This window comes from Paraburkholderia sp. (assembly GCF_035501035.1).
Lineage (GTDB): Bacteria > Pseudomonadota > Gammaproteobacteria > Burkholderiales > Burkholderiaceae > Paraburkholderia.
In genome coordinates, this window is the sequence record NZ_DATJWR010000097.1 from 1 (window position 1) to 3,776 (window position 3,776).

The window sequence follows — 3,776 nt, forward strand, 5'->3', positions numbered from 1 at the left end:
ACCGAGGGAGAGGGTGTCGTTGCCCCACCGACAAAAGGCCGAGGGGTATCGCGAATCGAACCATCCTTTCAGGTACGTGCCCGAAAAATATTGAGCAATGCCGCATCGCGTCTCGAAGTGAAGGGGGATTGCGTAATGCACGTTAAGGGCGCTGACGACGCATACCCGAATGCTCCCGCGTATTCCTGCAACGCATCGACACGAGGACCGTGCCCGCATGACATGATGTAATCGGTAACTCGGTACGGATGGAAAGCATGTCGTGCGGGCCTGCTTCCCGCGAATGCTTCGGACTGCAATTCAAACAGCGGATTGGAGGAGCAATCGGATGTACCGGATCGAAGAACCGCGGCTCGGCGGGCTACGTATCAAGGAATGGCACCGCCGCGCGCGCCTGGCGGTTGGGCTGTTGGTTCTGGTGGTGCTAGGATCGTCGGTCGGGCTGATGCTGCTCGACCGTTCAGATGCGCCGTTGACCATGAAGATGTTCACGGCCTTCTGGGATGCGGTGAACCTCGTCACGACCCTGGGCGACTTCTCGGATTTCAATACTGGCCAAAAGATATTCATGCTGGTCGCCATGCTTGCGACGGTGATCGTTGCCGGCTACGCGTTGCGCCAACTGACGGGAATGCTGTCGGGCGACGACGTGATGGTCTTCTGGGAGAACAGGGCTATGGACCACAAACTCGAAACGCTAAACAACCATATCGTTGTCTGCCCGTTTGGTCCGGTCGGCCAGTTGGTCGCCGCCCGTCTGCTAGGTGCGGGAGCGACCGTGCTCGTGCTGGATAGCGACGTAAAGCGGGCCGAAAAAGCATCCGGACTGGGATACATGGTCATCCTGGGCGATCAGAGTTCCTTCGACGACGTACTTGAGCGTGCCCGGCTGGGCACTGCCAGTGCGCTGTTCGTGACAGGCTCCGATCCGAACAGTAATCTGGAGATCACGCTGGTGGCACACACGCTCAATCCCGCGCTCAAAATCGTGGTGTCAGGTGAGAACGAGCTGCGCAGACTGTTACTTCAGAAGGCGGGCGCATCGACTGTTATCGACCAGAACGACATTGTTGCGTCCGCCATGGTTCGGAACAGCAATGCACGGCATGTGCAACAGTCATAAATCGGGGCGCTCGACAAGTGCAATCTGCTGGAAGTCTGCCGCCCGCGTCGGCGCGGTTGCGCGTTTGCTCCACGGGCTGGCTTCGTGGCTTCGGGAGTCGCTCATGGAACACGATTCATCAACACATCCCGCTGGGGGCTTACGCTTTTCGGTGCTGGAGTGGGTCCGCGACTATCAGAAGGAATGGATCAAGCCGGATATCATCGCCGGTGCGACCGCTGCTGCGGTCGTTCTTCCGAAGGCGATGGCTTACGCGACTGTCGCGGGGCTACCCGTGCAGGTCGGGCTGTACACGGCCTTCCTTCCGATGGTGATCTACGCGTTACTGGGGTCGTCGCGGCCGCTCAGCGTAAGCACCAGCGCAACGATCGCTATCCTCGCCGCAGCCCCCCTCGCCCGGTTGGCCCCGGAAGCGGGTACGGCGGAACTGCTGAGAGCCTCTGCTACGTTGACCTTGCTCGTCGGGAGCATACTTACGCTCGCCGCGCTCCTGCGCCTGGGATTCGTCGCCAACTTCATTTCTGATCCTGTGCTCACCGGATTCAAGGCAGGTGTTGCGGTCATCATCGTGCTGGATCAGTTGCCGAAGCTTCTCGGCATTCACTTCCCAAAGGGATCGTTTTTCCACAACGTGCTGGCCATCGTCACGGGTATTCCTCACGTGTCTGCAGCGACAGTCGCTGTGGGGGCAATCACGGTGGGCATTCTGCTGGCAATCGAACATTTTTTCCCACGGGCGCCCGCACCGCTGATCGCGGTGGCTTGCGGGATCGGTGGCGTGAGCATCTTCGGACTCCGGTCATATGGGGTCGACATTGTCGGCAATGTGCCGACGGGCTTCTCGCCCGTCACCATGCCGGACCTATCCCTTGTTGCGTCGCTTGGGCCAGTTGCCGCCTGCATTGCACTGATGAGCTTTACTGAAACGATCGCTTCTGGGCGAGCGTTCGCTGCGAGCGGGGAACCCGCGCCACAGCCGAATCGGGAACTGCTGGCCATTGGTCTTGCCAACGTGGGTGGCGCGCTGCTCGGCTCCATGCCCGCAGGCGGCGGAACCACGCAGACGGCCGTCAACCGTCTCGCGGGCGCGCGCAGCCAGCTCGCTGAACTGATCACGGCTGCCGTCACGCTGGGCACGATGCTACTTCTCGCACCCTTCATCGGACTGATGCCGCACGCTACGCTGGCAGCAGTTGTTATCGTTTATTCCATCGGCCTGATCAAGCCCGCGGAATTCCGTGCGATCGCCGCTGTTCGACGCACTGAGTTGGTGTGGGCGCTGGTTGCGCTCACCGGCGTCGTGCTCTTTGGCACCTTGCAGGGCATCCTCGTCGCCATTGTCGTCTCGCTCCTGGCGCTTGCTCACCAGACGTCCGATCCACCGGTACATGTACTGCACCGCAAACCTGGCACAAACGTGTTTCGCCCTGCGTCTGGGGAGCACCCCGACGACGAGGCTTTTCCCGACCTTCTGTTATTAAGGCCAGAAGGCACCATTTTTTTCGCCAATGCAGAGCGCGTCGGCCAAAAGATACGCACGCTGATCGAGCAGAATCATCCAAAGATTGTCGTGCTCCATCTGCGCGCCGTAACCGACCTCGAGTACACGGCGCTCAAAATGCTGACGGAAGCGGAACTGAAGCTGCGCACGCAGGGCATAACGCTTTGGCTCGTGGGTCTCAACCCGGGCGTACTGACGATGGTGCAGCATTCACCGCTCGGCAAAACGCTTGGGCGCGACCGGATGTTCTTCAATCTCGAGCGGGCGGTCGCGGCATGGGAGGCGCAGCAACCAACTAAAGCCGAGCGTGGAGCGCTGCACTGAGTTCGCGAAGTGCCTGCCGACGCATTCGTGAATCCGTGAACCGACCAAGGTTCGCGCCCGAGATCTTCTTGATGCGCGAAAGCGGCTTCGGATCGATGGGGCCGAACTTCGTGAAGTCGATCTTCGGCCAGGGCAGCAGGTTCAGCTCGCCGCCAGCGCCGCCGGCCGGTGCGGCTGCGGCCGCCGGCGCTGCCAGCTGGCCCGTCATCACGCCCTTTACGAACGCAGTGACGTCGTCCTGCGTGATGCGGCCCTTCGGGCCCGTGCCCGTGACGCGACCCACGTCCACGCCGAGTTCGCGCGCGAACCCGCGCACGGACGGCGAGGCATGGCTCAGCCGGCTCGCGCCGCCCTCGCCTGCCGGAGTGCTCTGCGCCTGCGCGAGTGCCGAAGGCACGGCGGGCACGGGTTCGGGCGTGGCCGGAGCGGCTTGCGGCGAGTCGGACGGCTGCTCGACGGGCGCCTTGGGCGCACTTGCCGCGGCAGGCGCCGAGGCGCCTTCTGCTTCGACGACGACGATCTCTGTGCCTTCCGAGACGTTATCGCCAACCTTCACCAGGATTGCCTTGACGACGCCGGCCACGGGGCTCGGGACGTCCATCGTCGCCTTGTCCGATTCGAGCGTGACGAGCGACTGCTCCTTCTCGACTCGGTCGCCAACCTTCACGCCAATCTCGATGACGGGCACGTCCTTGTAGTCACCGATGTCCGGCACTGTAATTTCACTAACATTCACCGCTGGAATCTCCAAATTGTCATCGCGTGAGATGACTCACCGTGATTAGAAGCTAAACATCGTATTCAATGTCGCTCGAATTCATCAACATG

General features: G+C 61.4%; 2 protein-coding genes and 1 pseudogene. 2 read left to right on the forward strand and 1 reads right to left on the reverse strand.

Annotated elements, in window-relative coordinates:
* Nucleotides 1-328 precede the first annotated feature (328 nt).
* Nucleotides 329-1,123, forward strand: coding sequence for an NAD(P)-binding protein (locus VMJ11_RS07330; RefSeq protein WP_325618418.1), 795 nt, complete (start codon nucleotides 329-331; stop codon nucleotides 1,121-1,123).
* 103 nt (nucleotides 1,124-1,226) lie between these two features.
* Nucleotides 1,227-2,948, forward strand: coding sequence for a SulP family inorganic anion transporter (locus VMJ11_RS07335; protein ID WP_325618420.1), 1,722 nt, complete (start codon nucleotides 1,227-1,229; stop codon nucleotides 2,946-2,948).
* A 40-nt stretch (nucleotides 2,949-2,988) separates the two neighbouring features.
* Here VMJ11_RS07335 and VMJ11_RS07340 read toward each other — a convergent pair.
* Nucleotides 2,989-3,678: pseudogene (locus tag VMJ11_RS07340) on the reverse strand (biotin/lipoyl-containing protein); the annotation flags it as partial.
* Between the last annotated feature and the right edge of the window lie 98 nt (nucleotides 3,679-3,776).

Excerpts from the sequence above, each read along its gene's own strand:
- VMJ11_RS07335 (WP_325618420.1), top strand. The coding sequence starts at position 1,227 with ATGGAACACGATTCATCAACACATCCCGCTGGGGGCTTACGCTTTTCG.
- VMJ11_RS07330 (WP_325618418.1), top strand. The coding sequence starts at position 329 with ATGTACCGGATCGAAGAACCGCGGCTCGGCGGGCTACGTATCAAGGAA.